Origin of the sequence: [Zimmermannella] faecalis ATCC 13722 (assembly GCF_000381765.1) — a bacterium.
GTDB lineage: Bacteria > Actinomycetota > Actinomycetes > Actinomycetales > Microbacteriaceae > Gulosibacter > Gulosibacter faecalis.
This window is the reverse complement of the sequence record NZ_KB907077.1, coordinates 77,902-103,700: the sequence shown is the minus strand read 5'-3', so window position 1 is coordinate 103,700 and position 25,799 is coordinate 77,902. Positions and strand designations below refer to the sequence as shown.

Annotated in this window: 23 protein-coding genes; 10 read left to right on the top strand and 13 right to left on the bottom strand. The window is 69.2% G+C overall.

Annotated features, from left to right (window positions below; genetic code table 11):
• Positions 1-229: 229 nt before the first annotated feature.
• The 4 genes from G328_RS0106350 to G328_RS16650 all read right to left on the bottom strand — a co-directional run bounded on the left by G328_RS0106350 (position 230) and on the right by G328_RS16650 (position 3,608).
• Positions 230-1,135 carry a hypothetical protein gene (locus G328_RS0106350; RefSeq protein ID WP_019618506.1) on the bottom strand — a complete coding sequence of 302 codons (906 nt, stop codon included), beginning with the start codon at positions 1,133-1,135 and terminating at the stop codon, positions 230-232.
• Complete coding sequence (locus G328_RS0106345) at positions 1,132-1,785, bottom strand: response regulator transcription factor (RefSeq protein ID WP_026339695.1); 654 nt, start codon at positions 1,783-1,785, stop codon at positions 1,132-1,134. The genes G328_RS0106350 and G328_RS0106345 overlap by 4 nt, the downstream gene beginning before the upstream one ends.
• A complete protein-coding gene (locus tag G328_RS0106340; RefSeq protein WP_019618504.1) occupies positions 1,773-3,023 on the bottom strand; it encodes a sensor histidine kinase in 1,251 nt (416 codons plus the stop codon). Before G328_RS0106340 ends, G328_RS0106345 begins: the two co-directional genes overlap by 13 nt.
• A gap of 72 nt (positions 3,024-3,095) precedes the next feature.
• Complete coding sequence (locus tag G328_RS16650; RefSeq protein WP_019618503.1) at positions 3,096-3,608, bottom strand: TetR/AcrR family transcriptional regulator; 513 nt, start codon at positions 3,606-3,608, stop codon at positions 3,096-3,098.
• A 74-nt stretch (positions 3,609-3,682) separates the two neighbouring features.
• Here G328_RS16650 and G328_RS0106330 point away from each other — a divergent pair, with 74 nt between their 5' ends.
• The 7 genes from G328_RS0106330 to G328_RS0106300 all read left to right on the top strand — a co-directional run bounded on the left by G328_RS0106330 (position 3,683) and on the right by G328_RS0106300 (position 11,745).
• Positions 3,683-4,135: a hypothetical protein gene (locus G328_RS0106330; RefSeq protein ID WP_019618502.1), complete on the top strand. Its 453-nt coding sequence runs from the start codon at positions 3,683-3,685 to the stop codon at positions 4,133-4,135.
• Between the two features lie 15 nt (positions 4,136-4,150).
• Positions 4,151-4,624 carry a hypothetical protein gene (locus tag G328_RS0106325; RefSeq protein WP_019618501.1) on the top strand — a complete coding sequence of 158 codons (474 nt, stop codon included), beginning with the start codon at positions 4,151-4,153 and terminating at the stop codon, positions 4,622-4,624.
• Positions 4,625-4,695: 71 nt separating this feature from the next.
• Positions 4,696-6,333 carry an ABC transporter substrate-binding protein gene (locus G328_RS0106320; protein WP_019618500.1) on the top strand — a complete coding sequence of 546 codons (1,638 nt, stop codon included), beginning with the start codon at positions 4,696-4,698 and terminating at the stop codon, positions 6,331-6,333.
• 3 nt (positions 6,334-6,336) lie between these two features.
• Positions 6,337-7,305: an ABC transporter permease gene (locus G328_RS0106315; protein WP_019618499.1), complete on the top strand. Its 969-nt coding sequence runs from the start codon at positions 6,337-6,339 to the stop codon at positions 7,303-7,305.
• Positions 7,302-8,165 carry an ABC transporter permease gene (locus tag G328_RS0106310; RefSeq protein WP_019618498.1) on the top strand — a complete coding sequence of 288 codons (864 nt, stop codon included), beginning with the start codon at positions 7,302-7,304 and terminating at the stop codon, positions 8,163-8,165. The genes G328_RS0106315 and G328_RS0106310 overlap by 4 nt, the downstream gene beginning before the upstream one ends.
• Complete coding sequence (locus tag G328_RS14490) at positions 8,162-9,760, top strand: ATP-binding cassette domain-containing protein (RefSeq protein WP_019618497.1); 1,599 nt, start codon at positions 8,162-8,164, stop codon at positions 9,758-9,760. The genes G328_RS0106310 and G328_RS14490 overlap by 4 nt, the downstream gene beginning before the upstream one ends.
• A 149-nt stretch (positions 9,761-9,909) precedes the next feature.
• Positions 9,910-11,745, top strand: coding sequence for a phosphoenolpyruvate carboxykinase (GTP) (locus G328_RS0106300; RefSeq protein WP_019618496.1), 1,836 nt, complete (start codon positions 9,910-9,912; stop codon positions 11,743-11,745).
• A 356-nt stretch (positions 11,746-12,101) separates the two neighbouring features.
• Here the strand turns inward: G328_RS0106300 and G328_RS0106290 are convergent, their stop codons facing one another.
• From G328_RS0106290 to G328_RS15810, 4 genes are all read right to left on the bottom strand, one after another.
• Positions 12,102-12,566 (bottom strand): hypothetical protein, encoded by a 465-nt coding sequence (locus tag G328_RS0106290; protein ID WP_154651541.1) that lies wholly within the window; start codon positions 12,564-12,566, stop codon positions 12,102-12,104.
• Between the two features lie 52 nt (positions 12,567-12,618).
• Positions 12,619-14,100: an NCS2 family permease gene (locus tag G328_RS0106285; RefSeq protein ID WP_026339692.1), complete on the bottom strand. Its 1,482-nt coding sequence runs from the start codon at positions 14,098-14,100 to the stop codon at positions 12,619-12,621.
• A 46-nt stretch (positions 14,101-14,146) separates the two neighbouring features.
• Positions 14,147-15,244, bottom strand: coding sequence for a Zn-dependent alcohol dehydrogenase (locus G328_RS0106280; protein ID WP_019618492.1), 1,098 nt, complete (start codon positions 15,242-15,244; stop codon positions 14,147-14,149).
• A gap of 185 nt (positions 15,245-15,429) precedes the next feature.
• Positions 15,430-15,999 carry a TetR/AcrR family transcriptional regulator gene (locus G328_RS15810; RefSeq protein WP_019618491.1) on the bottom strand — a complete coding sequence of 190 codons (570 nt, stop codon included), beginning with the start codon at positions 15,997-15,999 and terminating at the stop codon, positions 15,430-15,432.
• 155 nt (positions 16,000-16,154) lie between these two features.
• Here G328_RS15810 and valS point away from each other — a divergent pair, with 155 nt between their 5' ends.
• The 3 genes from valS to G328_RS0106260 all read left to right on the top strand — a co-directional run bounded on the left by valS (position 16,155) and on the right by G328_RS0106260 (position 21,493).
• Positions 16,155-18,800 carry a valine--tRNA ligase gene (gene valS, locus G328_RS0106270; protein WP_019618490.1) on the top strand — a complete coding sequence of 882 codons (2,646 nt, stop codon included), beginning with the start codon at positions 16,155-16,157 and terminating at the stop codon, positions 18,798-18,800.
• A gap of 295 nt (positions 18,801-19,095) precedes the next feature.
• Positions 19,096-19,347, top strand: a complete 252-nt coding sequence (locus G328_RS0106265; RefSeq protein WP_019618489.1) for a hypothetical protein — start codon at positions 19,096-19,098, stop codon at positions 19,345-19,347.
• A gap of 79 nt (positions 19,348-19,426) precedes the next feature.
• Positions 19,427-21,493 carry a M3 family metallopeptidase gene (locus G328_RS0106260; RefSeq protein ID WP_019618488.1) on the top strand — a complete coding sequence of 689 codons (2,067 nt, stop codon included), beginning with the start codon at positions 19,427-19,429 and terminating at the stop codon, positions 21,491-21,493.
• A gap of 35 nt (positions 21,494-21,528) precedes the next feature.
• Here G328_RS0106260 and G328_RS0106255 read toward each other — a convergent pair whose 3' ends face one another.
• The 5 genes from G328_RS0106255 to clpX form a co-directional block, all read right to left on the bottom strand.
• Entirely contained in the window at positions 21,529-22,155 is a 627-nt protein-coding gene (locus G328_RS0106255; RefSeq protein WP_019618487.1) for a lipoprotein LpqH, read from the bottom strand.
• A gap of 44 nt (positions 22,156-22,199) precedes the next feature.
• Positions 22,200-22,802, bottom strand: a complete 603-nt coding sequence (locus G328_RS0106250; RefSeq protein ID WP_019618486.1) for a hypothetical protein — start codon at positions 22,800-22,802, stop codon at positions 22,200-22,202.
• A gap of 44 nt (positions 22,803-22,846) precedes the next feature.
• Positions 22,847-23,602, bottom strand: coding sequence for a hypothetical protein (locus G328_RS0106245; RefSeq protein WP_154651540.1), 756 nt, complete (start codon positions 23,600-23,602; stop codon positions 22,847-22,849).
• Between the two features lie 78 nt (positions 23,603-23,680).
• Positions 23,681-24,313, bottom strand: a complete 633-nt coding sequence (locus G328_RS0106240; RefSeq protein WP_019618484.1) for a hypothetical protein — start codon at positions 24,311-24,313, stop codon at positions 23,681-23,683.
• Between the two features lie 100 nt (positions 24,314-24,413).
• Positions 24,414-25,706, bottom strand: coding sequence for an ATP-dependent Clp protease ATP-binding subunit ClpX (clpX, locus tag G328_RS0106235; RefSeq protein ID WP_019618483.1), 1,293 nt, complete (start codon positions 25,704-25,706; stop codon positions 24,414-24,416).
• Between the last annotated feature and the right edge of the window lie 93 nt (positions 25,707-25,799).

Below are 25,799 nucleotides of genomic sequence, written 5' to 3'. Positions count from 1 at the left end.
TGGTCTCCTGCAGATAACTGGTTTGCCAGGTTGCAGGGACGCTTGCGCGCGGTACCACCCTGTTTGCAGCTCACGCTGCCACTTCATTGCGGCTGTGACGGGCCAACCCGTTCGGTTCTAGTGAGCCGTGTCCGGCCGTTCTTCCGAAGACTCCCCGGTGATAGCGGATCAACGTCGTTGCGGTAATCGTAGTCGCATCCGCGCCGCTCGGCACGCCGCCGCCCGCAACTCACCAGCTCGACGTGTCCCAGTCCATGAGGTCGGCGGTGATCGCGTCGCCGAGCTCGATGCTTGGGATGCGCTCGGCGGGGTCGACCACCTCGATCCCCTGCTCGACGAACCAGTCGACGGCGCTCGTGGTGCCGGCGATCGACACCGGTTCGTTGCGCGGCAAGTCCCGCACCGTGAGCCAGTCGTTCGCGTCGAGGGTCGCGTGCTCGGGCAGCTCGCCCTGGAAGTCGACAGTGAGGCTCGCGCACTCGATTTCGGCGTCGTGAATCGGTCCGATGAGCGTGACGTTCGTGAACGGTGCCGAGATCTGCACCTCGTCGAGTTCGCCCTGCAGGTCGAGGTACCAGGCGCCGCTGCCCGTGTATTCGAGCCGGTGCAGCGGCGAGTAGACGTCAAAGAACGCGCCTTCGGCAACGGATGCGCGCACCGTCACGCGCTCCGCGACGCCGGTCGGGAGGCTGAGCACGGCGCTCGTGAGGGGCTCCGCCCCGACGTCTTCGCCCGGCAGCGACGCCCGCTGATTCGCCGTGATGCGCAGGGTGCCGTCGGCCCGTTCTTCGACGTCGTACGGCGAGACCCCGTCGACCGCGGAGCCGAACACCTGCAACGTCGGCACGGTCACATAATCGTCGCTCTGAATCGTGAACTGCGCGTTGGTGGCGAGCGACACGTCGATCTGGTTCGGCTCCGCGAGCGTCACCGACGAATCAATCTGGCTCAGGCGAGACTGCGCCGAGGCGTAGAGGCCCGCCTGCACCGCGACGAACGCGAGCGCGATCACCCCGATGACGGCGAGCACGCGCACGAGCCAGACGTGGCTCCGTCGGCGCCCCGGTGCGCCCACCGGCACGACCGCGTCGCCCGGTTGTGCTTCGGCCTGCGGTTCGGTCAAGAGCGAGGTCATGCGCGCCCCTCCTCGAGTTCGAGATACGTGAGCACGGCCTGCACGCGCCGGTTCTCCGACCGGTTCGTCGCGAGGCCGAGCTTCTGAAAAATCTGCGAGATGTACTTCTCGATGGCACCCGGAGTCACAAACAGCCGCTCGGCGATCGCGGCGTTCGAGCGCCCCTGCGCCATGAGGCTGAGCACGTCGCGCTCGCGCGGCGTAAGCGCGTCGAGGCGATCGTCGTGGTCGCGGCGCGCGAGCAGCTGCTCGATGACGTCGGGGTCGAGCACGTGCTCGCCGGCGGCGACCCGGTCAATCGCGTCGACGAAGAGGTCGAGGTCGGCGACACGATCCTTCAGCAGGTAGCCGAGGCCGGCACCGGGCTGGCGGATGAGCTCGGTCGCGTAGCGCTCTTCGACGTACTGCGAGAGCACGAGAATCGGCAGCCGCGGCTGCGCGGCCCGCAGCTCGAGGGCGGCCATGATGCCCTCGTTCGTGAACGTCGGTGGCAGGCGCACGTCGAGCACGACGAGGTCGCACTCGGCGGCCGCTGCCGCGAGCCCCCGCACGTCGGGCAGCTGAGCGACGACCTCGTGGCCCACCTCGCGCAGCAGTCGCACGAGCCCCTCGCGCAGCAGCACATGGTCTTCGCAGATTACGACTCGCACGGCACCATCACCTCGATCACGGTCGGGCCGCCCTCGGGGCTCGACACCGACATGGCGCCGCCGGCCGCGGCGACGCGCTCCCCGATTCCCTCGATGCCGCCGCCCGGCGCCCGCACGGCCCCACCGCATCCGTTGTCGCGCACCTCGGCGCGAATGCGCTCGTCGGCTCGGCGCACCACGACGTCGATCTGGGTCGCACCCGAGTGCTTCGCGGCGTTCGTGATCGACTCGGCGATCGCGAAATAGATGACGAGCTCGGCCTGCACGTCGAAACGACCGGCGACGCGGTTGTCGACCCGCACCGGGATCGCACTCGCCGACGCGAGGGCCGACAGCGCCGCATCCAGACCCTTATCGCTGAGAATCGCGGGCCGCATGCCGCGCACGAGCGCCCGCAGGTCGCCCACCGTCGTGCGCGTCGTGCGCAGCGCCTCGTCGAGCAGCTCCCGGGCCGCCTGCGGATCGTCGTCAAACTTTCGCCGCGCGAGGCCGAGCGTCATCGCGATCGAGACGAGCTGCGGCTGCACGCCGTCGTGCAGGTCGCGCTCGAGGCGCCCGCGCTCGATGTCGGCGGCCTGCACGGCGTGCGAACGCCGCTGCTGTTCGGCCCGCGCGAGCCCGCGCAGCTCGGCCTCCCGCGAGGGCACGAGCATGACGCGGGTGACGAGCGCGAACACGAGGATCGTGCCGACCGCGAGCGCGATCGCGACGACCGCCATGAGCGCGCCGAGCGTGATCGCCGCGCTGCGGTCGATGCGCTCGCCGAAGCCGAACACCGTCACCTGGGGCGCCGCGGTCGCCGCGGCGATGAGCCCGATGCCCGCCGCGAGCACGATGCCGAGCAGCACGACGAGCACGCCGAGCACCGCGGCGACCGCCGCGTGCGCGAGCCCCCAGAGGTTGCGCCGGTCGGTGAACTGCGCGAGTGACGACCGCCCCCACGCGAGGTCGCCGTGCACGTGCCGCAGCTGCAGCGCGTGCGGCGGAATCGGCAGCCCGAAGATCGCGCGCGAAATCGCCTCCTGCAGCCGCGCGACGCCCGCGAGCAGCCACGGCGAGCACCCCACGAGCAGGACGAGGAACAGCAGCACCACCGCGAACACGACCGCGTTCGACCCGATCGACCACGAGACGGCCTGCCCGCCGATGAGCACCGCGAGCCCGGCGAGCGGCACCGCGACGCCGTAGAGCGCGAGCATGCCGACCGACACGAGTGCGGGAGCGAACGAGACCTTCATGCCCCCAACGCTAGGCGGGCGCACGACGCCGCAGCATGCGGAAAACCCGACGCTCGAGCCGGCTGGCGGGCCCTAGGCGCTCCAGTCGTCGCCGAGCACCTCGACGAGGCGTTCGCCGAGCGGCGGCCGGGCAACGCCCTCGGCGGCCCACTCGGCGACCGTCAGCACGATGCCGAGCGCCCGCATCTCGGCGTGGATACGCTCGGTCGCGCTACAGGGCCGGTTCGCGAACAGCGGCACGAGCTTTCGCGCACGGCCGAGCGCGGTCTCGGTGATCGCGTGCTGAGCGCCCATCGCCTCGGCGTGCGTGAGCGCGGCCGGCGGGCCCGATTCTTCGAGCCGCTCGGCCACCTCGCCGAGGGTTTCGGCCGCGCCGACCGCCTCGTCAAAGCTCGCCCAAATAACGTCGGACTTCGCGGTGAAGTAGTTGAAGAACGACGAGCGGCTGACACCCGCGCGCACCGCGATGTCGGCGACCGAGATGTCGTCCCAACCCCGCTCGAGCGCGAGCTCACCGGCGGCTTCTTCGAGGGTGACTCGGCTCGATGCCGCTGGTCGGCCGATTCGGCCCTTGCGCTGCTCCATGCCCGACTCCGTCTTCTCACGTCTTTATGTGGGATGCTAGCCGCCGCCTGCTGTAACTCCTTGGAGGCTGATTAATGCGACGCGTTCCCCGCGCACTCACCGGCGTGGCCGCGACCCTGGCGCTGCTGACCCTCACCGCGTGCGGCGCGGTCGGGCCGGAGTCGGGCGATTCCGGCAACGAGACCACCGCGACATTCTCGGGCGAGGTCACCTGCGAAAACATCGACGCCGAGCTCGAGTCGATCGGTTCCGACGTCTCGACGGCGTCCGACTCGGCGGCCAGCGACCCGGCCGGCTTTATCAGCGAGCTGCAGAACGCATTCGAGCGGCTCGGCGCCCTCACCGAGGCGACAAGCGACCCCGAGCTGAAGTCGCACCTGCAGGGGGTGCAGGATGCGGCGGGCGACCTGCTCGACAGCGTCACGAGCGGTGAGATTCTCGGCGACCTGGGCAGCCTGCAGACGAAGATCACCGACATCATTTCGGCGATGGACGAGGTCGACACCTACTGCACCGGAAATTCGTAGGACAATGAGTAGGTCATGAAGCCTCCGCATCGCGCCCTCTCCGTCGTCGCCACCCTCGCCGTTGCCGCGGCGGTGCTCGTCGGCTGCAACGTCGCCCCGCCCACCGGCGTGAACGGCGACGGCACGCCCGAACCGAGCGACACGCATCCGGCCCCGACGGCGATCTCGTGCGCGACGGTTGAGAGCGAGCTCGCGTACGCGAACCAGATCGTCTCGAAGGCGGCGCAGAACTTTGGCGACGACCCGTACGCGACGCTCGAGCGCATCCGCGAGGCGATCGGTTACATCGAGGAGCTCCGCGACGTTGCCGAGGATGTCGAGCTCGAGCAGTACCTCAACGAGGTCGCGGTGACGGGCGGCGACCTCGTCGACACGATCGACCGGGTGATGCAGAACGGCACGATTCTCGTCGAGTTCGACAAGATCGCCGAGGGCGCCGACGCGGTCGAAGACCAGATCACGAACCTCATCGACTACTGCCGCTTCTAGGCGGGCCCCGGCCGAATTTCCCCGACGGCGAATTTTTCTACACGCCGTGTAACAACCGCTAGGCTATGCCTATGCATGTTTCTTCGCGGCGCCTGATCGCCGCGGCAGCTGGTCTCGCAGTTCTTGCGCCGCTCGCCGCGTGCTCGGCTGACCAACCGACCACGACGCTCGTCTACGCCACCGGCCAGTCGGAACCCGACTGCCTCGACCCCCACGTCGGCGGCAACTGGCCGCAGGCCGAGCTCGGCCACCAGGTGCTCGAGTCGCTCTTCGCCCGCGACGACTCGGGCGAGATCGTGCCGTGGCTCGCGGAGTCGTCGGAGCTCAGCGACGACGGCCTCACGCTCACGGTCGCGCTGAAGGAGGGCGTCGAGTTCTCCGACGGCTCGCCGTTCGACGCCGACGCGGTGGTCGCGAACATGAACCACGTGCGCGACCCCGACACCGCCTCGTCGACGGGCATCCTCGCCCTCGCGAAGGTCGACGAGATCGTCGCGACCGACGACCACACTGTCGAGTTCCGCCTGAACACCCCCGACTCGGCGCTCACCGCGTCGCTCGCGCAGACCTGGCTCGCGATCATGTCGCCGGCCGGCCTCGAGCGCGGCCAAGACGAAAACTGCGAAGACCCGATCGGCACCGGCTACTTCAAGGTCGAGTCGTGGGAGCGCCAGAACCAGGTGACGCTCGTGCGCAACGAGTCGCACGTCGCGAACATGCCGGGCGAAGAAACCCCCGCCGAGGGCGAGCGCCTCGAGCGCCTCGAGTGGCGGTTCATTCCCGACGCGGCGACGCGCGCGGCGGCGCTGCAGGCCGGCCAGGTCGACGTCATCGACCAGGTACAGCCCGACACGCTGAGCCAGCTCAGCGAGCAAGACGGATACGCGACGCTCGTCGCGGCACGCCCGGGCACCACCGCGCGCATCGAGCTGAATTCGACGCGCGCGCCCTTCGACGACCCGCAGGTGCGCGAGGCGTTCGCGATCTCGACCGACATCGATGCGGCCGTTGAGTCGCTCTACTTCGGCACGCTCGATCGGGCCTACTCGCCGCTCTCGTCGTCGCTGCCCGAGGCCGTCGACGAGTGGGAGGGCCAGTCGTTCTCTGACGTGCTCGCGACCGACCCCGAGCGCGCGAACGAGCTGCTCGACGCCGCGGGCTACACCGAGCGCAACGACGACGGCATTCGTATGAAGGACGGCGAGCCGCTCACGGTGTCGTTCCCGCTCTCGACGAACCAGTCGATTCCCGCCGAGGTGTCGCTCGTCGAGCAGCTCGCCGCGTCGGCCGCCGAGGTTGGCTTCGACGTGCAGATCGAACAGCTCGATATCTCGTCGTGGTACGCCGCGAGCGGCGAGTGGGACTTCGACGCGATCATCGCGCCGTACTCGAAATCGTCGGCCGACGTGCTGCGCATCGTGTACCACTCCGACGGCAACACGCCCGCCCCGAGCGGCTACCACGCGAACAACACGGGCGTCGCCGATCCCGAGCTCGACGAGAAGCTCGATGAGGCCGGCACGACCACCGATGCCGATCGCCGTGCCGAGCTCTACGCCGAGGTGCAGGCCTACCTCGTCGAGAACTTCTACGTCGTGCCGCTCTACGACCAGACGGTGCAGTTCGCCTACCGCGACGGCGTCGAGGGCTTCAAGCTCGACCCCTCGCTCAACCTCGTGACGTTCACGAACACGACGGTCACGAAGTAGCGGATGCCCGCCCAGACCCCGAGCCGCGGCTGGCGTCGCATCGCGCTGCGAGCCGCCGGCCGCCTCGTCGCGGCCGCGGTAGTGGTCTGGGCGGTCGTCACGTTCACGTTCTTCGCCGTGCGCGCCGTACCGGGCGACCCGGTCACCGCGATTCTCGGCGGGCCCGGCTCGAACGCCTCCGCCGAGGCGGTCGCGCAGGCCCGCGCCGACTTCGGCCTCGACCTGCCACTCGGTGAGCAGTACGTGCGCTATCTCGGGCAGCTGCTGCGCGGCGATCTCGGCGAGAGCTATCGGCTGCACCGCGAGGTGGCCGACATCATCGCCGACCTCGTGCCGGGCACACTCGCGCTCGCGGTGGCCGCGCTCGTGCTCGGCTGGCTCGTCGCGCTCGGGCTCGCGTGGTGGTCGGTGCGGGGTGGCCGCGGCGCCGCCCTCGCCGCCGACTTCATCGGCATCGTCGGCTCGGCGCTCCCCCACTTCTGGCTCGGCGCGCTGCTCATCGCACTGCTCGCGACGGGCCTCGGCCTGCCCGTCGCGATCTCGGGCCCGGGCGTCGGCGGGCTGATTCTGCCCGCCGTCACGCTCGCGATTCCCCTCGGTGGTTACCTCGCCCAGGTGATGCGCGACGCGCTCGTCGCCGCGCTCGAGGAACCGTACGTGCTCGCCGCCCGCGCCCGCGGCGAGACCCGCTGGGGCGTGTTTCACCGCCACCTGCTGCGTCGCGCGGCCGTGCCCGCGATCGGCCTCACGGGCTGGGCGTTCGGCTCACTCGTGTCGGGCGCGGTCGTCGTCGAGCAGCTCTTCGCGCGCCCGGGCCTCGGCCGCTCGCTCGTCGACGCCGTGCTGTCGCGCGACGTGCCCATGGTCATGGGCGTGCTCATCGTCGTCGCGGTCGCCTACGTCATCGTGACGCTCGCAACCGACATCGTCGAGCGGCTCGTCATGCCGCCGAGGCGGGAGGCCACCGCATGACCGTGCCCCCGATCACCGCGTCGATCCCCACCCAGCGGCGGCGCGCATCCGGCCGCGCGACACGGGTCGGCATCGCCGTCTGCCTCGTCGTGGTCGCCTGGTACGCCGTCGCTGCGGTGTTCCCCGGGCTCCTCGCGCCCGGGAATCCGCTCGCGATCAACCCCGCCGAGGCGTACCGCGCGCCGAGCCTCACGCACGTGTTCGGCACCGACGAATCGGGCCGCGACATCTACACGCGCGTCGTGCACGGCGCGGGCCGCTCCCTCACGATCGGCGTGCTCGCGACCGTCATCGGGCTCGTGCTCGGCACGCTCCTCGCCCTCGTCGCCGCGTTCGGCGGCCGCGTCGGCGACTGGCTCTCGACCCGGCTCACCGAGACGCTCTACGCGCTCCCGGGCATCCTGCTCGCCCTGCTGCTGCTCTCGCTCACGGGGCCCGGTGTCGTGCCGGCCACGATCGCGGTGGGCCTGTCGACGGCGCCCGGATACGCGCGCATGCTCCGCTCGCAGCTCCTGCGGGTGCGTGCCTCGGGCTACGTCGAAGCCGACCGAATTCTCGGCCGCGGCCCGCTTCGGCGGCTGTGGCACACGATTCTGCCGAACGCGTTCGCGCCGCTGTTCGCGCTCGCGACGCTCGGCGTTGGCCAGGCGGTCGTGTGGGCCGCCGCCCTGAGCTACCTCGGCCTCGGCGACCCGCCGCCGAGTGCGGAGTGGGGCGCGATGCTGAATGCCGGCGCGACGTACCTGCCGGCGGGTGGCTGGTGGATGTCGGTGTTCCCCGGCGCCGCGATCGCGGTCGTCGCAGTCACGGGCACGCTGCTCGGCCGGTTCGTTGAGGCCGAGGCGAGGAGGTCGCGATGAGTCTCGAGGTTTCGGGCCTGCGCGTCGCGTTCGACCGCGGCGCGCGCGAGGTCGTGCGCGGCATCGACCTGCGCATTGGCCGCGGTGAGGCGCTCGGCCTCATCGGCGCGTCGGGCTCGGGCAAATCGCTCACCGCGAAGGCGCTGCTCGGCCTCGTCGGCGACGCCCAGGCGACGGATGCTCGCGTCACCGCCGAGCGCATGTCGCTCGGCGAAACCGACCTGCGGGCCCTCAGCGAGCGGCAGTGGCACGGGGTGCGCGGCAAGCGCATCGGCCTTGTGCTGCAGGATGCGCTCGGGTCGCTCGACCCGGCCCGCACGATCGGCGCCGAGCTCGCGACGGCGATCACCGCCCACGCGCCGCGCCTCGATCGCGCGGCCGTCACGGCGCGGTCGCTCGAGCTGCTCACCCGCGTCGGCCTCCCCGACCCCGAGGTGCGGCTGCGCCAGCGCGCCGATCACCTCTCGGGCGGCCAGCGGCAGCGGGCCCTCATCGCGACCGCGATCGCCCATGACCCCGAGCTCCTCATCGCCGACGAGCCGACGACCGCGCTCGACGCGACGGCCCGCCGCGAGTTGCTCGTGCTGCTGCGCTCCCTCGTCGATGACGGCATGAGCGTGCTGTTCGTCTCGCACGACCTCACGTCGGTGCGCACGCTCTGCGACCGCGTCGACGTCATCGACGACGGCGCGATCGTCGAATCGGGCGCGACCGCGCGCATCCTCGCCGAGCCATCATCGCCGCAGGCCCGCGCCCTCGTCGCGGCGCTCCCCCGCCCGCCCCGCGCCGAAGCCCGCCCGACGGGCGAGGTCGTGTTGCGCGCCGAGCACCTGCACCGAACGTATCCGCGGCCCGACGGCACGAGCTTCACGGCGCTGCGCGTCGACCGCCTCGAGCTGCGGCGCGGCGAGACGCTCGGCGTCGTCGGCCCGTCGGGCTCCGGCAAGTCGACCCTCGCACGCGAGCTGCTCGCGCTCGAGCGTCCCGAGCATCCCGATGCCCGAATCGAGCTCGACGGCTCGACGTGGCAGCCCGCGACCGAGCGCGCCCGCCGGCCACTGCGCCACCGCATCGGCTTCGTCGCACAAGACCCGCTCGCGACGTTCAACCCGCGCCTGCGGGTCGGCCAGATTCTCGCGGATGCGCTGACGCACGGCCGCGAGCGCAGGCCCGGTCGACGCCGCGGGCGCATCGTCGAGCTGCTGCGCGAGGTTGGGCTCGACGAGCGGCACCTCGAGGTTCGGCCGGCCCGCCTCTCGGGCGGCGAGCGGCAGCGACTCGCGATCGCGCGGGCGCTCGCGGCGGGCCCCGAGGTGCTGCTGTGCGACGAGGCGGTTTCGGCCCTCGACTCGACCGTGCGGCGGCAGGTGCTCGACCTGCTGGCGCGGGTGCAGCGGGCCCGGAATCTTGCGTGCGTGTTCATCTCGCACGACCTCGACGTGGTCGGCGAAATCGCCGACCGGGTCGCCGTGCTCGAGGCCGGCGCGATCGTCGAGCAAGGCCCGACCGCCTCGCTGTTTCAGCATCCCGAACACAAGACGACCCGCTTGTTGTTAGGACTTGGCGAGTCGTCGAAAAACCACTACGAAAGGTAGAGATCGTTGCGCAACTCTCCGAAGTGTCCGGGTTCTTCCCCGTGCAATACTGTTTTGAATGAACTTCGCCAAGCGCCTCATCCCATGGTTGGGAATCACGAGGCGGCCAGGTGAAAAGCTCCAATCGAACGACTGAAAGAAGCTTCACCATGACGCCAAGCGCGCCGGTTTCCGCCGCCGACATCGAACAGCTGTCGGCGAACCCCGAGGTTAACGAGTGGGTCGTGAAGGTGGCAGAAGTCACCCAGCCCGACCGTGTCGTGTGGGCGGACGGTTCGCAGGAGGAGTATGACCGCATCGCTGCGGAACTCGTCGAACAGGGCGTGCTGATCAAGCTGAACCCCGAGCTTCGCCCGAACTCGTACCTCGCCCGCTCCGACGCCGCCGATGTCGCGCGCGTCGAGAGCCGCACATTCATCTGCTCGGAGCTCGAAGAAGACGCGGGCCCCACGAACAACTGGCGCGCCCCCGCCACAATGCGCGAGGAGCTGCAGCCGCTGCTCGAGGGCTCGATGCGCGGCCGCACGATGTACGTCGTGCCGTTCGCGATGGGCCCCCTCGGCGGCAAGATCACACAGTACGGCGTCGAGATCACCGACTCGGCGTACGTCGTGCTGTCGATGGCGCTCATGACCCGCTCGGGCAGCGCCGCGCTCGAGTACATGCAGCCCGGTGACGAGTGGGTCAAGGCCCTGCACACCGTCGGCTACCCGCTCGTGAACGCCGAGGGCGAGACGCGCGAAGACGTCGCGTGGCCCTGCAACGACACGAAGTACATCACCCACTTCCCCGAAGACCGCGAGATCATCTCATACGGCTCGGGCTACGGCGGCAACGCGCTGCTCGGCAAGAAGTGCTTCGCGCTGCGCATCGCCTCGGCGATGGCTCGCGACGAGGGCTGGATGGCCGAGCACATGCTGCTCATTCAGGCGACCTCGCCCGAGGGCAAGAAGTACACGATCTCGGGTGCGTTCCCCTCGGCGACCGGTAAGACGAACCTCGCGATGATGCGCCCGAAGGTCGACGGCTGGAAGGTCGAGACGCTCGGCGACGACATTGTGTGGATGCGCCCCGGCGACGACGGCCGCCTCTACGCGATCAACCCCGAGTACGGCTTCTTTGGCGTCGCGCCCGGAACCGGCTGGTCGACGAACCCGGTCGCGATGGAGACGATTCGCGAGAACACGATCTTCACGAACGTCGCACTCACCGACGACGGCGACGTGTGGTGGGAGGGCATGACCGACGAGGCGCCCGCACACCTCACTGACTGGCAGGGCAACGGCTGGACCCCGGAGTCCGACCTCCCCGCCGCCCACCCGAACGCGCGCTTCACGGTGCGCGCCGGCCAGTGCCCGACGATCTCCCCCGACTGGGAGGCCGCCGACGGCGTGCCGGTCGACATCATTCTGTTCGGCGGCCGCCGCCGCACGAACGTGCCGCTCGTGTACCGCTCGAAGAGCTGGGAGCACGGCTGCTTCCTCGGCGCGACGCTCGGCAGCGAGCAGACCGCCGCGGCCGAGGGCCCCGTCGGCGTGCTGCGCCGCGACCCCTTCGCGATGCAGCCCTTCACCGGCTACCACATGGCCGACTACTGGGCGCACTGGCTCGAGATGGGCGAGAAGCTCGGCGACAAGGCACCCGCAATCTTCCAGGTGAACTGGTTCCGTCGCGACGCCGACGGCCGGTTCCTCTGGCCCGGCTTCGGCGAGAACATCCGTGCGCTCGCCTGGGCGACCGCCGCGGTTGAGGGCACGGTCGACCCCGTCGAGACGCCGATCGGCCTGCTGCCGAACGTCGCCGACATCAACGTCGAGGGCCTCGACATCACCGATGAGCAGCTCGCGCAGCTCTTCGACGTGCCGGCCGACGGCTGGGAGGCCGAGCTCGACAAGACCGAAGAGTACTTCGAGTCGATCGGCGAGAAGGTGCCCGCGGCGCTGCACGAGCAGCTCCGCCAGGTACGCGCCGGCTTCGCCAAGTAGGCCCCACTAACGAGAGAACCCCACCGTGGCAGCTGCTGCTGCGGTGGGGTTTTTCGTGGCCCGGTGTCGGGCGTGGCCGGTGCGCGGCGGGAGCGGCGCCAGCTCAGTAGCGGCGGCCGCCCTCTTCGTCGGCGCAGTCGATCGGCGCATACCAGGTGAGTGCCGCAAACGGGATTGCGGCAACGAGTCCTTCGCAGTACTCGTAGTCAACGTCGCCCATGATGTGTCCTCGGTGGTAGGTGTCGGGGTGGCCGCGCGGTCGTCGCGCGAACTGGTGATTGGATGCGGCGGGCGGGCGGAAAGTTCCCGGCGCACAAAAATGGTTCGCGGTGACGACGGTGCGGGCCACGACGCGACTACGCGACCTCGGTCTCGGCGGTGACGTGGTCGCGCCTCGTCCCGGCGGTCGACGCCGCGCACGCGAAGGCGATCGAGGCGCCGCCGACGATGAAGAGCCCCGGCCCGGCCCCAACGATTCCGTTGAGGTCGTCGGCCACCCGCGCCGTGGCCACCAGCAGCACGAGCTGGAGCCCCGCGGTGAGGGCTGCGAGCAGGTAGGTCGCGATAACGACACCCGATGCCGGCCGGTCGCCCGCCGTGGCGTTGCGGGCCGTGACGAGCAGCGCCACGACGAGCGCCGCGACAATGCCCCACAGCAGCCCGACGAGCCCGTCGCCCGACCTCGCCTCCGGTGTGAAGAGTTCGGCGGTCGTGACCGCCCACGCACGGTCTGCGCGAAGGACGATGAGCGCCGACAGCGGCAGGCTCACGATGGTCATGACGACGCCGAGCGCCGCCGCGTATCCGAGTACAGGTCGCATGGCGCCCAAGGGTATGGACGCCCGGCAAACGGCGGGTTACGGGGTGACGGCGTTACCCGAGCAGCGCCTCGATCGGCGAGCGCGCGAAGTAGATCACGAAGCCGAGGCCGACGATCCAGAGCAGCCAGTGGATCTTGCGCAGGTTGCCGGCGAGCGCGTTCACGACGACGAAGGCGATGAAGCCAACCCCGATGCCGTTCGCGATCGAGTACGTGAGCGGCATCGCGATGATCGTGAGGAACGCGGGCAGCGCGATGGAGAAGTCTTTCCAGTCGATGTCGGTGACCTGCATCATCATCATGGCGCCGACGATGACGAGGGCGGCCGAGCCGACCTCCATCGGCACGATGACGGCGAGCGGCGTGAAGAACATCGCGACGAGGAACAGCGCGCCCGTGACGACCGAGGCGAAGCCCGTGCGGGCGCCCTCGCCGATGCCCGAGGCGGAGTCGACATAGATCGTGTTCGACGAGCTCGACGTCGCGCCGCCGACGACGGCGCCGAAGCCCTCGAGCACGAAGGCGTGACGGATGCGCGGGAACGTGCCGTCGGCGTGCGCGAGCCCCGCGTTGCGCGCGAGGCCGGTCATGGCCCCCATCGCGTCGAAGAAGTTCATGAACACGAGCGTGAGCAGCAGCATGAGCGCCGCGACCGGCCCGACGCGCTCGAACGAGCCGAACGGGTCGACCGCGCCCACGAGGCTGAGGTCGGGCAGCGAGACGATCTGCTCGGGCAGCGACGGCACCGTGAGGTGCCACCCGCCCGGGTTGTCGTCGCTCGAGGCGCCGAGGTGCCAGATCGCCTCGGCGATGAGCGAGAGCACGGTGCCGATGACGATGCCGATGAGGATCGCCCCGGGCACGTTGCGAATGAGCAGCACCGCGACGATGAGCAGCGTCACGATGAACAGCACGGTGGGAATCGACGAGATCGAGCCGGCGAGGCCGAGCTGCACGGGCGGGCCGCCCTCGGTGCGGGTGACGAAGCCCGAGTTCACGAGGCCGACGAACGCGATGAACATGCCGATGCCGACCGTGATCGCCGACTTGAGGCCCGCGGGCACGGCGTTGAAGATCGCCGTGCGGGCACCGGTCGCCCCGAGAATCACGATGACGACACCGTTGAGCAGCACGAGGCCCATCGCCTCGGGCCAGGTGACCTGGTGCACCATCGAGACCGCGAGGAACGAGTTGATGCCGAGCCCCGCGGCGAGCGCGAACGGCAGGTTCGCGATAAACCCGAACAGAATCGTCAGCACACCCGCCGCGAGCGCGGTCGTCGACGCGACCTGCATCGACTCGAGAATGCCGCCCTTGACATCGGCCGACGGGGCGCCGCCGAGCACGAGCGGGTTGAGCACGAGGATGTACGAGATGGTGACGAAGGTCACCACACCGCCGCGCAGCTCGCGGCCAACGGTGGTGCCGCGGCCCGAGAAGTTGAAGATGCGGTCGAACCAGCCGCCGGTCGGGCTGCCGGGTTCGTTCGCGGGCTTGGGGGATGCGTTCACGTCTGTTGCCGGATGCTTTGCCACGCAACGAGTGTAGTCACGACGGCGCGCATCCCCCACCCGTGGGCGATCAGTCGAAGACGATCACGCTGCGCGCGATCTTGCCGCCCTCGAGCTCCGCGTATCCCTCGTTGATGTCCTCGAGCCGAATCGTCTTCGAGACGAGGTCGTCGAGGTTGAAGCGACCCTGCTGGTAGAGGTCGGCGTAGAGCGGAATGTCGCGCTTCGAGTTCGTCGACCCCATGACGACGCCCTGGTACTTGCGCTGCTGCATGAGGATGTCTTGGAACGGGTCGAACTCGAGCTGCTTGCCGATCGGGATCATGCCGATCTGGTACGCCCCGCCGCCGACTCCAAGAATCTGGATCGCCTGCTCGGCCGTGGGCTTCAGCCCGATCACCTCGAAGGCGTGGTCGACGCCGCTCGACTCGGTGATTTCCCGCACGCGCGCGACGACGTCGTCGACCTCGGTCGGGTTGATCGTGTGCGTCGCGCCGAACGTCTTCGCGAGCTCGAGCTTGTCGGGCTGCAGGTCGATCGCGATGATCTTGTGCGCGCCCGCGAGCCGGGCGCCCTGCACCGCGTTGAGCCCGACGCCGCCGCAGCCGATCACGGCGACCGTGTCGCCGACCCGCACGCCCGCCGTGTTGATCGCCGCGCCCGCGCCGGTGACGACGCCGCAGCCGAGCAGGCAGGCCTTCTCGAAGGGGATGTCCTTCGTCACTCGCACGACGCAGTTCTCGTGCACGAGCGCCTGCTCGGCGAAGCCCGAGAGCTCCGAGAACTGCGTGACGGGCTCGCCGCCGCGGCTCAGGCGCGGGGCGTCGCCCTCGCCGCGCCGGGTCTCCTCGGGATGCTCGCACTGGTAGGGCTTGCCGGCCGCGCACTTGCGGCAGTGCCCGCAGAACGAGACGAGGCAGCCGACGACGTGGTCGCCCACCTCGATTTCCTTGACGTCGGGCCCGACCTTCGTCACGACGCCGGCGAGCTCGTGCCCGAGCACCGTCGGCATCGGGAACCCGAAATCGTGGGTACGGATGTGCGCGTCGCTGTGACACAGGCCACAGGCCTTCACGTCGATCAGCACCTCGCGGCCGATGGGATCCGCGATATCGATGTCTTCGATGACGAAGTCCTCGCCAACCCCGTTGAGCACCGCTGCCTTCATTGAGAGCTCCTTTGCACTCGACTGCGCCGATGCCTCCCGCGTCATCGTTGACGCCGAGCAACATCGGCAATGTCACATGAGGCTATCCGACAGGCGTTGACTAGCCAACGGGTGAGGCAAAGACTCTGCGAACCCTCAGGTTCCGCGGGCTGCACGCCCCGACAGGATGCGCGCGGTACGGCCGATCAGTCGCCGAACCACCACTCGGGCAGCGATCGCTCGATCGACACCAGGAGCTCGTCGTCGCCGATCTGCTGCTGCTCGAGCCACGCCCGCAGGCCGCCGAGCACGGCGTAGCCGATGCATCCCGCCGCGATCTCGAGCTGCACGCCCTTCGGCAGTAGGCCATCCTGCGTCGTGAGCACGAGCCGAATCGACTCGACGAAGTGCGCACCCACGACGTTCATCATCGTCGAGTCGAAATCGTTCGTAATCGAGCGCTGGTACACCGGCATGTGCCGACGCATGTGGTCGATGATGCGCGACATCGTCGTGCGATACACGTCGTGCAGGTCGGCATCGGCGGCACCTCGAGAATTGGCGTCGGCCTCGCGCGCCTGGTCGAGGTCGTCGCGCAGCACCTCGACAAGCACCTCGATCGGCGAGGAATAGTGGTCGTAGAACGTCGCACGGTTGATGCCCGCCGCCTGGGTGAGGGCCGCAACCGTGATGTCGTTCGGGGGCGTCTCGGCAGACAGTTCCACGACGGCGCGGTAGAGAGCGCGACGGGTGCGAATGGTTCTGGGGTCAGCCATGACTCCTCCTCGGCGGAAGTTCGGGGGCGCCTCGGTGCGCATGCCTTGATCGTACGCTGGCGCACCCCGCGCCGCCGCGAGCGCGCCGGTAGACTTGGCGGCATTGACCAGCAGGCACCCCAGACTCGGTGCCGCCAATAGTGATCGGAGCACGAATGACGTCGACGCCCGCGAGCATCCCCGACCGCCCCGCCCTCGAGGGCCTCGAGCAAAAGTGGGGTGAGGCCTGGAACCAGCAGGGCACCTACGCATTCCGCCGCGACGGCGCCACCCGCGCCGACGTCTACTCGGTCGACACTCCCCCGCCCACCGCCTCGGGCTCGCTCCACATCGGCCACGTCTTCTCGTACACGCACACGGATGTTGTGGCCCGCTACCAGCGCATGCGCGGCAAGCGCGTGTTCTACCCGATGGGTTGGGACGACAACGGCCTGCCGACCGAGCGCCGCGTGCAGAACTACTACGGCGTGCGCTGCGACCCGAAGCTCCCCTACGTCGAGAACTTCGTGCCGCCGCACGAGGGCGGCGACGGCAAGAGCATCAAGGCCGCCGACCAGCAGCCGATCTCGCGCCAGAACTTCATCGAGCTCTGCCTGCGGCTGTCGGAAGAAGACGAGCGCGCCTTCGAGGAGCTCTGGCGCCAGCTCGGCCTCTCGGTCGACTGGAACCAGACCTACCGCACGATCGACGACGACTCGCGTCGCGTCTCGCAGCTCGCGTTCGTGCGCAACATCAAGCGCGGCGAGGCGTACCAGGACATGGCGCCGACGCTGTGGGACGTGACGTTCCGCACCGCCGTCGCGCAGGCCGAGCTTGAGGACCGCGACCAGCCGGGCGCCTACCACCGCCTCGCGTTCCACGGTACCGAGGGCGACGTGTTCATCGAGACCACCCGCCCCGAGCTGCTCCCGGCGTGCGTCGCCCTCGTCGCGCATCCCGACGACGAGCGCTACCAGCCGCTGTTCGGCACGACCGTGCGCACCCCCCTGTTCGACGTCGAGGTGCCGGTCGTCGCACACCCGCTTGCACAGCCCGACAAGGGCTCGGGTATCGCGATGATCTGTACGTTCGGTGACGTCACCGACGTCATCTGGTGGCGCGAGCTGAAGCTCCCGAACCGCTCGATTCTCGGCGAAGACGGCCGCATCATCGCCGACGCCCCCGAAGCGATCACGAGCGACCGCGGCCGCGAGCTCTACGGCGAGATGGCTGGCAAGACCGTGTTCAGCGCGAAGCAGGTCGTCGTCGAGGCGCTCACCGCCTCGGGCGAGCTCATTGGCGAGCCGAAGAAGATCACGCACCCCGTGAAGTTCTTTGAGAAGGGAGACAAGCCGCTCGAGATCGTCTCGACGCGCCAGTGGTACGTGCGAAACGGCGCGAACGACGAGGCGCTGCGCGCGAAGCTGCTGCAGTTCGGCGAGGAGCTGAAGTTCTGGCCCGAGTTCATGCGCGTGCGCTACCTCAACTGGGTCGAGGGCCTCTCGGGCGACTGGCTCATCTCGCGCCAGCGCTACTTCGGCGTGCCGATTCCCGTCTGGTACCCGATCGACGCCGACGGCGTGACGCAGTACGACCAGCCGATCGTGCCCGCCCCCGAGCAGCTGCCCGTCGACCCGTCAACCGACGTGCCGGCCGGCTACGACGCCGCCCAGCGCGGCCAGGCGGGCGGCTTCGAGGGCGAGCTCGACATCATGGACACCTGGATGACCTCGTCGCTCACGCCGCAGCTCGCGGGCGGTTGGATGCGCGACGACGAGCTCTGGAACCTCGTCGCGCCGTTCGACGTGCGCCCGCAGGGCCAGGACATCATTCGCACGTGGCTGTTCTCGACGCTGCTGCGCTCGCTGCTCGAAGACGACCGCCTGCCGTGGAGCAACGCGACGATCAGCGGCTTCATTGTCGACCCCGACCGCAAGAAGATGTCGAAGTCGAAGGGCAACGTCGTGACCCCGAAGGGGCTCCTCGACGAGCATGGCTCGGATGCGGTGCGGTACTGGGCGGCGTCGAGCCGCCTCGGCACCGACGCGTCGTTCGACCCGCAGCGCCCGACGCAGATCAAGATCGGCCGCCGCCTCGCGATCAAGGTGCTCAACGCCGCGAAGCTTGTGTTCGGCTACGACGCGACCGACGCGACCCCTGACGCGGTCACGAACCCCCTCGACCGGGCGATGCTCGCGCAGCTGCGCGGCGTTGTCGCGCAGGCGACCGAAGCGTTCGAGGCGTTCAACCACGCCCGCGCCCTCGAGGTGACCGAGTCGTTCTTCTGGACATTCTGCGACGACTACCTCGAGCTCGCGAAGGAGCGCGCCTACGGCGGCGCGACGCCCGAGGGCCAGCGCTCCGCGGTCGCCGCGATGCGCCTCGCGGTCGACGTCATGCTGCGCCTGCTCGCCCCGTTCATCCCGTTCGCAACCGAAGAGGTGTGGTCGTGGTGGCGCGAGGGCTCGGTGCACGAGGCCGCGTGGCCGAACGTCGAGGAGCTCGACGCCGCGGCCGACGGCGAAGCGCGGATGCTCGACCTCGCCTCGGCGGCGCTGACGTCGATCCGCGGCGCGAAGACCTCGGCCAAGGTGTCGCAGAAGACCCCGATGCTTGGCGCGACGATCGCCGTCAAGGCGACCGACGCGGGCGTGCTCGGCCTGCTTGAGGGCGCCGCGGGCGACCTCAAGGCGGTCGGCCGCATCGAGTCACTCGAGCTCGTCGAGGCCCCGGCCGACGACGCCGCCTTCGGCGAGGGCGCGCTCCTCGACGTGCGCGACATCGAGCTCGGCGAACCGCCGGTCAAGGCGCCGAAGGCGTAGCCACCGTCACGCGTCACCCGGCGAGCCGCCGGGTGACGCGGCGTCTCGGCCACTGGAAAACGAGGACCGGGTGGTGCAGTTCCCCCTGAACTCCACCACCCGGCGATTCCCTCCCCAGGGTCCCGGTAAGAAGTACCGGGAGTGCCACGGAAACCGCGGCACCCTTCTAACTTAGAAGTTACAGCGTCCAGACGCCATCACCCACCTCGCCTATCCTGGCGTACAACTCACAGATGACTTCGGTTGGGTCGTGTGCCAAACCGGTCGTTTCACTCGTCATATTTCCGGAGGGTCTATGCAGATCGGTACGCGCTGGCCAGCCGGCGCCCAAGCCCCGAGCAGCGTGCCGGCGCCGGTCGCCGAGACCGTGCTGCAGGTCGAGGCGGATGCGCAGCTCACGGGCGACTGGACCCTCACCTGGCTCGAGGGTCGCGCCGTCGCAACCCACGAGTGCGGCCTGCGAGTGATCGAGCTCGAGACCGGCCGCACCGCGACGCTGAACCCGGGCGAGTCGGAGCTCGACCTCGACGACGACTGGCTCGCCTAACCCGAGTCAGGCGCGGGGGTGACGCGGGAGTACACCGTTCAGACCTCCGCCACAACGAGGCCGGGCTACCCTGGTGGCCATGACCGATGCCCCCTCATCGCCGAATCCGTTCGCGTCGCCTTCGTCCCTCCCCTACGAGCTTCCCGACTTTGCGCGTATCCGGCCGGAACACTACGCGCCCGCGATCGAGGCGGGCTTCCGTGAGCGCGAGGCCGCGATCGATGCGATCGCGAAGAATCCCGAACCGCCGACGTTCGAGAACACCCTCGAGGCGTTCGAGCGCTCGGGCGAGCTGCTCTGGCGCGTCGCGTCAGTGCTGTTCGCGCTCGCGTCGTCCGACGCGACGCCCGAGATCGAGGCACTCGAGGAGGAGTACGCCCCGAAGTTCGCGGCCCACGAAGACCGCATTCACCTCAACTCGGAGCTCTACGCCCGCGTTCGTGCCGTCTGCGACCAGCGAGACTCGCTCGACCTGCGCGACGACCAGCGCAAGCTCCTGGCCGACTACGAGCTCGCGTTCCGCCTCGCCGGAGCCGGCCTCGGCGACGACGACAAGGCGCGCCTGGCCGAGCTCAACCAGCGCGAGGCGAGCCTGCAGTCCCAATTCGTGCGCCAGCTGCTCGCCGACACGAACGACCTCGCCGTCACGGTCGAGACCGAGGCCGAGCTCGACGGCCTCGACGACGCCGACATTGCCGCGGCGCGGGAGGCCGCCATCGCGGCCGGCCAGCCCGGCGGCTATCGCATCAACCTCACGCTCCCGGTCGGCCACGCCTGGCTCGCCCGGCTTACGAACCGGTCGCTGCGGGAGCGCATCTACCGGGCCTCGCGCAGCCGCGGCGCGCTCGACAACGCAAACAACAACGGCCCCGTCGTGCACGAACTGCTCACGCTGCGCGCCGAGAAGGCGCGCCTGCTCGGCTTCGAGACGTACGCCGACCTGCGCCTCGTGCGGTCGACCGCCGGGTCGCGAGCCGCCGTGAACGAGCGGCTCGAGCTGCTCGCGAAGGCGGTTGCGCCCGGCCTCGCCCGCGAACACGCGACCCTGCAGGAGCTCGCGGGCGAGACGCCGATCGAGCCCTGGGACTGGGCGTTCTATGCCGAGCAGGTGCGCCAGCGCGACTACGAGGTCGACGAGGCGGCGCTGCGCCCCTACTTCGAGGCCGACCGCGTGCTCACGCACGGCGTGTTTGCCGCGGCAACCCTGCTCTACGGGCTCACGTTCGTCGAGCGGCGCGACCTCGTCGGGCACCACCCCGAGGCGCGGGTGTTCGAGGTGTTTGACGACGACGGCAGCGGCCTCGGCCTCTACCTGCTCGACCTCTACGCCCGCGACGTGAAGCGCGGCGGCGCCTGGATGTCGACCTACCTGCAGCAGAACGAGCTGTTCGGGCACAAGACCGTCGTCTACAACATCCTGAATGTCGCGAAGCCGCCGGTTGGCTCGCCCACGCTGCTCACCCTCGACGAGGTCGAGACGCTGTTCCACGAGTTCGGCCACGCGCTGCACGGGCTGCTCGCGCACACCGTGTACCCCGCCCAGGCCGGTACCGAGGTGAAGCAAGACTTCGTCGAGTACCCGAGCCAGGTCAACGAGTCGTGGATGCTCCACCCGCAGATTCTGCCGGGCTACGCGCGGCACGTCGAGACGGATGCGCCCCTGCCGCAGGAGCTCGCCGATCGGCTGCGGGGCGCGAGCCGGTTCAACCAGGGGTTCCTCACCGCCGAGAACGTCGCCGCGAGCACACTCGATCAGGCGCTGCACCAGCTCACGCTCGAGGAGGCGGCAGAGGTCGGCGACCTCGCCGAGTTCGAGCAGAGCGTGCTCGCGCGCACCGGCCTCGATTTCCCCGCGACCCCGCCGCGGTACTCGATTCCGTACTTCCAGCACATCTTCGGCGGCGGCTATGCCGCGTCGTACTACGGGTACCTCTGGTCGGAGGTGTTCGACGCCGCCTCGGTCGACGTCTTCGACCGCTCGACCGACCTCGAGGCGACGGGTCGCCGGTTCCGCGACGCGGTGCTCGGCAACGGCGGCTCACGCGACGAGCTCACCATGGTGCGCGACTTCCTCGGCGCCGACCCCGAGATCACGCCGCTGCTGCGGCGGCGCGGCCTGCTCGACGACGCCGAGCCCGCGGCTTAGCCGCAGAGGTTAGGCGCAGGGATTAGGCGCAGAGCTTAGGCGCAGGAGAGCTCGATCTCGTAGTCGATCGGCGTCGTGTAGTCGCTGTCGACGTAGCCCTCACCCGAGAGCGAGACGGTCGAGCCGTCGTAGTCCATCGTCGTCTCGCCGAGCTCGGGCACCGAGGCCGAGTACCAGAGCGACTTGCCGTCGGCCTCGTCGATCATGACGTAGTCGAGCTCGCCGTCAGACGAGATCGAGACCGAAACCGAGTTGTAGTCACTACCCGAGGTCGTGTTGATGTCGTCGGCGAGGATGTACGTGTCGCTGCACGACACCTCCCAGTCGACGTCGGAGAGGTCGACGTCGTCAAACTTCACGACCGTGTCGCCGCCGCCCGAGCCGCCGCCCGTGTCTCCGGTAGAGGTGGGCTCATTAGTTTCAGCCGGGGGTTCGGTCTCGGTCGTGCCACCGGTTTCCTCGGGCGGCGTTGTGGGCCCGTCCTCGCCCTCGCCGTCGCCGAAGGGCAGGTTGCTGCCGTCGGAGTCGGCGCGGTTGTCGTCGGTCGGTTCATCGCCAGCGCAGCCGGCGAGGAGGCCGACGGCCGCGAGACCGGCAACGGCGCTCACGCGAAGGCGGGCGAGGGCCGACGAGCGGGTGGTCAGTCGAGTGATCCGTGCCACGGATTACTCCTTTCGCACGTTGTGCTCGTGGGTGTTCGAGAGCGCTAGTACGAAGAGTCGCAGGTCAGGCTGATCTCGAATTTCACGATGTTGTCGAGGTCGTAGTCGATGATTCCCTCGCCGGAAACCTGAATCGACTCGTTGTCGTAGGTCATGCTCGGCTCGGTCGCACCGGTCGACAGGTCGGCCGAGTAGTAGAGCGATTCGCCCGTCTGCGCGTCGATCATGACGTAGCCGACCGAGCCGTCGGACTCAATCGACACCGAGACGTTGTTGTACGCGTTGCTGCCCTCGACGCTTGCGGAGCTGAGCACGTAGTCGTCGCTGCACGAGGTGTCCCAGTCGACGTCGGAGATGTCGACGTCGTCGAACTTCACGACAGTGCCGCCCGAGCCGCCGCCGGACGGATTGTCGTCGGGCTTCGGCTCGGTCGTCTGGGCGGTCGTCTCAGTGGGAGTCGGGTCGTCGTCGGGCTCCGGGTCGGTCGTCAGCTGGCCGATGTCGAAGGGGAGGTTGCTCCCGTTGGACTCCGCGCGGGGCCGCTCTTCCTCGGCCTCCGGCTCGGCCGACGAGGCGCATCCGGCGAGGAGCGCGAGTACTGCTGCCCCGGCGAGCGCGGTCGTGACCGATCGGGTCGTGAATGCCACCTGGATTCCCTTCGTGCGACGTCTCGTCGATCTAGCCTACCGGCCTAGTACGTGTCGTCGCAGTCGAGCTTGATCTCGAAGTCGACGTAGTCGTCGTAGCTGTAGTCAAGCGCGGCCTGGCCGGTCACCTGCACGCTCTTGCCGTCGTAGGTCATCTTCGGCGGATCAATGTCGTCCATGATGCCGTCGGAGTAGTAGAGCGAGTCGCCCGTTTCGATGTCGACCATGATGTAGTCGACCGAGCGGTCGGAGTTGATCGAGATCGAGACGTTGTTGTACGCGTTGCTGTCCTGGGCCTTCTTGTAGCCGTTGATGTAGTCATCGGTGCAGTACGTATCCCAGTCGACGTCGGTCACCTCGACCGCGTCGAACTTCACGATCTCGCCGGTCGAAGAGCCGCCGGAACCGCCCGAGCCACCCGAACCGCCGGAGCCACCAGAGTTGCCGCCGTCGGTGCCGCCGGAACCGGAGTCGTCGTCATCGTCGTCGGCGTCGTCGGGGTTGACGGTCGGGGCCGGCTGCGGCTCGACGGCGTTGCCACCGTCGTCCTCTTCGGTACCGCCCTGGCCGCCCTCGCTGCCCCAGCTGAAGGGCAGCTGGAACGCTTCGCCGCCGCCGTCGGCCTCAGCGGCCGAACCACCGCGGTCATCGTCGTCGTTGTCGCTGTTGCCACTCGCGCAGGCGGTGAGCCCGACGGCGACGGCGGGCACCAGCGCGCCTGCGAGGAGGCACTTAAGAAGTCGGTCGTTGCTCGGCACGATGCCGTCCTTTCCTGCGGGGTCTGTTGCGGCTGCGGCCACGTCACCAAGGTAACGAACCGGCCGTGCCGATACGTCGGCCTGTGGTTTGACCCGACGGCCAACCATCGGCCAGCAGGACTACGCGGAAGCGCAGACGGCCTCGAAGTCGTAGATCACTTCGGCGTCGCCGGCGTCGGGGCCGAACTCGGCGCCGCGGCCCGACGACGAGACCGAGCTGCCGCTCACCTCGAGCGAGCCGTTGCCCTGGTTGGCTCCCGGGTTGACCGTGATGCCCGAGCTGTTGTGGGAGCTCGCGCCCGACTCCCCCATCGTGAGCGTGATCGACCCGAGCGTCGATACACCCGACCCGATCACGACGAGGGTGAGGTGCGTGTCGCCGTCGTCGGCCGAGGCGATGATCGTCGGGCTCGAGTCGAGCCCCGAGCACGAGACGTGCCAGTCGAGGTCGGCGTAGTCGTCGTCGCCGACCTCGAACGTCTCGAGGCGCGAGGTCGTGTTCGCCGGCGCGCTCTGCGTCGGCACGTCGACCGATGAACCATCGGTCGGAGCCGGGGCCCCCTCGCCGCCGAAGGGGCTCGTGTTCGTCGGCTGCGTCGGCGTGGGCTCGGCGATCGGCGCGGTCGTCGGGTCGACGCTCTCGCCCGGCGTCGAGGTCGTCACGCCCGCGCAGGCCGTGAGCAGGAGCGCGACCGCTGCCGCCCCGGCGACACCGCAAACACCGGCGATGCGTGGGCGTAGGCGGTACGGCATGGGCGGGGCTCCCGTGGGGTCGACGGTGCGGCTAGCGCAAACGATGCGCACAGTCTACCGGCCCCGGGAAACGGAGCGCCGTGGCGGGGATTCTTGCGGGCTAGGCCGACTTCTCTTTCGGCACGTCGCCCTCCTCGCGGGGAACAATGCTCGGCGCCGCGTTCTTGCGCACGACCTCGGCCGAAATCTCGACCTTCGCGACGTCGTCGCGCGAGGGAATGTCGAACATGATGGGGCCGAGCACCTCTTCGAGGATCGCCCGCAGGCCGCGCGCGCCGGTCTTGCGCTCGACCGCGAGCGCCGCGATCTCGGTGAGCGCGTCGTCGGTGAACTCGAGCTCGACATCGTCGATCTCGAACATCCGCTTGTACTGGCGCACGAGCGCATTGCGGGGCTCGGTGAGGATGCGCACGAGCGCCGACTCGTCGAGCGGCTCGACCGTCGTGATGACGGGCAGTCGGCCGATGAACTCGGGAATCAGGCCGAACTTGTGGAGGTCTTCTGGCTGCACGTCGGCGAAGACGTCTTCGGTGATGTGCGGCGTGTGCAGGGGCGAGCCGAAGCCGATGCCCTTCTTGCCGGCGCGCGACGAAATGATGTCTTCGAGGCCCGCGAACGCGCCCGCGCAGATGAACAGGACGTTCGTGGTGTCGAGCTCGATGAACTCCTGCTGCGGGTGCTTGCGGCCGCCCTGCGGCGGCACGGACGCGGTGGTGCCCTCGAGGATCTTCAGCAGCGCCTGCTGCACGCCCTCGCCCGAGACGTCGCGCGTGATCGAGGGGTTCTCGGCCTTGCGCGCGATCTTGTCGATCTCGTCGATGTAGACGATGCCCGTTTCGGCACGCTTCACGTCGTAGTCGGCGGCCTGCAGGAGCTTGAGCAGGATGTTCTCGACGTCTTCGCCGACGTAGCCGGCCTCGGTGAGCGACGTCGCATCGGCGACCGCGAACGGGACGTTGAGCCGGCGCGCGAGCGACTGCGCGAGGTAGGTCTTGCCGGTACCCGTGGGCCCGATGAGCAGGATGTTCGACTTCGCGATCTCGACCTCGGGCTCGTCGTCGGCCTTCGTCTCGACCGCCGCGAGTTCGCCGCGGGCACGGATGCGCTTGTAGTGGTTGTAGACGGCGACCGAGAGCGCGCGTTTCGCGACGTCTTGGCCGACGACGTACTGCTGCAGGAACTCGAAGATGTCGCGCGGCTTCGGGAGCTCGAACTCCGAGACCTCCTCGCCGACCTCTTCGCTCATGCGCTCACGAATGATCTCGTTACACAGCTCGACGCACTCGTCGCAGATGTAGACGCCCGGCCCAGCGATCAGCTGCTTGACCTGCTTCTGACTTTTGCCGCAGAACGAGCACTTGAGCAGATCGCTGCTCTCCCCGATTCGTGCCATGAGATCCTCCCAACGCGGTGAAAACCAGACTAACGCGAGCCACCGACATTGCGTCGAGCGACGCACGCCAGGTTACGTTCGCCCTCCGCGAGC

Bases quoted from the DNA above. Each gene is read 5' to 3' on its own strand.
- G328_RS16650 (WP_019618503.1), bottom strand. From the start codon at position 3,608: ATGGAGCAGCGCAAGGGCCGAATCGGCCGACCAGCGGCATCGAGCCGA.
- G328_RS0106310 (WP_019618498.1), top strand. From the start codon at position 7,302: ATGACCGTGCCCCCGATCACCGCGTCGATCCCCACCCAGCGGCGGCGC.
- G328_RS0106240 (WP_019618484.1), bottom strand. From the start codon at position 24,313: ATGCCGTACCGCCTACGCCCACGCATCGCCGGTGTTTGCGGTGTCGCC.
- G328_RS14490 (WP_019618497.1), top strand. From the start codon at position 8,162: ATGAGTCTCGAGGTTTCGGGCCTGCGCGTCGCGTTCGACCGCGGCGCG.
- G328_RS0106290 (WP_154651541.1), bottom strand. From the start codon at position 12,566: ATGCGACCTGTACTCGGATACGCGGCGGCGCTCGGCGTCGTCATGACC.
- G328_RS0106315 (WP_019618499.1), top strand. From the start codon at position 6,337: ATGCCCGCCCAGACCCCGAGCCGCGGCTGGCGTCGCATCGCGCTGCGA.
- G328_RS0106330 (WP_019618502.1), top strand. From the start codon at position 3,683: ATGCGACGCGTTCCCCGCGCACTCACCGGCGTGGCCGCGACCCTGGCG.
- G328_RS0106300 (WP_019618496.1), top strand. From the start codon at position 9,910: ATGACGCCAAGCGCGCCGGTTTCCGCCGCCGACATCGAACAGCTGTCG.
- G328_RS0106280 (WP_019618492.1), bottom strand. From the start codon at position 15,244: ATGAAGGCAGCGGTGCTCAACGGGGTTGGCGAGGACTTCGTCATCGAA.
- G328_RS15810 (WP_019618491.1), bottom strand. From the start codon at position 15,999: ATGGCTGACCCCAGAACCATTCGCACCCGTCGCGCTCTCTACCGCGCC.
- G328_RS0106320 (WP_019618500.1), top strand. From the start codon at position 4,696: ATGCATGTTTCTTCGCGGCGCCTGATCGCCGCGGCAGCTGGTCTCGCA.
- G328_RS0106265 (WP_019618489.1), top strand. From the start codon at position 19,096: ATGCAGATCGGTACGCGCTGGCCAGCCGGCGCCCAAGCCCCGAGCAGC.
- G328_RS0106340 (WP_019618504.1), bottom strand. From the start codon at position 3,023: ATGAAGGTCTCGTTCGCTCCCGCACTCGTGTCGGTCGGCATGCTCGCG.
- valS (WP_019618490.1), top strand. From the start codon at position 16,155: ATGACGTCGACGCCCGCGAGCATCCCCGACCGCCCCGCCCTCGAGGGC.
- G328_RS0106260 (WP_019618488.1), top strand. From the start codon at position 19,427: ATGACCGATGCCCCCTCATCGCCGAATCCGTTCGCGTCGCCTTCGTCC.
- G328_RS0106350 (WP_019618506.1), bottom strand. From the start codon at position 1,135: ATGACCTCGCTCTTGACCGAACCGCAGGCCGAAGCACAACCGGGCGAC.
- G328_RS0106325 (WP_019618501.1), top strand. From the start codon at position 4,151: ATGAAGCCTCCGCATCGCGCCCTCTCCGTCGTCGCCACCCTCGCCGTT.
- clpX (WP_019618483.1), bottom strand. From the start codon at position 25,706: ATGGCACGAATCGGGGAGAGCAGCGATCTGCTCAAGTGCTCGTTCTGC.